At 47.6% G+C, this 804-nt stretch carries 1 protein-coding gene; it reads left to right on the top strand.

The window, feature by feature from the left end:
• Positions 1-774, top strand: a 774-nt coding sequence (gene asd, locus ACTXGO_RS15095; RefSeq protein WP_443575095.1) for an archaetidylserine decarboxylase, incomplete at its 5' end; no start/stop codon positions are given.
• Between the last annotated feature and the right edge of the window lie 30 nt (positions 775-804).

Raw genomic sequence — 804 nt, 5'->3', positions numbered from 1 at the left:
GGGCGCTTGGCCTCAAGCCGTCACCCTATGGTCAAACGTGCTTTTATCCGCAGCTTCGCTAAAGCTTATCATGTCACACTTGATGAGTATGAGCGTGATAACTTCAATGCTTATGAGAGCTTTAATGACTTTTTTACCCGTGAGCTCAAAGATGATGCGCGTGTCATTGATGCCACTAACAACGGAATCGTGAGTCCTGCTGATGGTGTGATATCGCAGCTCGGTCAAATCAGAGATCATAAACTATTACAAGCCAAAGGTCGCGACTACGATATCGGTCAACTGCTCGCCAATAGCGCGGATGGCGAGTATTTTGCGGACGGTAGCTTTGCGACGGTGTATCTTGCGCCAAGTAACTATCATCGTGTGCACATGCCTTTTGATGGCAAACTGATAGCGACCCGCTATGTACCGGGCACATTATTTTCGGTCAATAATACCACGGCCGCCAATGTACCTGACCTATTTGCGCGTAATGAGCGTTTGGTGTGTCTGTTTGATACCCAATACGGCAAAGCTGCCGTCGTTATGGTCGGTGCAATGATCGTCGCGGGTATCGAAACCGTTGCCACGGGTAAAATCACTCGCACTGATAACATTCAAGAAGCCCAGCATAATATTAATCTGGCAAAAGGTGAGGAGCTTGGGCGTTTTTATTTGGGCTCAACCGCTATCGTGGTACTACCAAAAGGCGCAAAAACGGCTTGGCAAAATACCATGAAACATGGCTCAACCGTACAAATGGGGCAATTGCTAGGAAAGTCTGAAATATGATACTAGTGAGGCGTGCTACCTAAGTGTAGC

It is taken from the genome of Psychrobacter sp. T6-1, from assembly GCF_052258445.1.
This window is presented reverse-complemented; position numbering and strand designations above follow the sequence as displayed.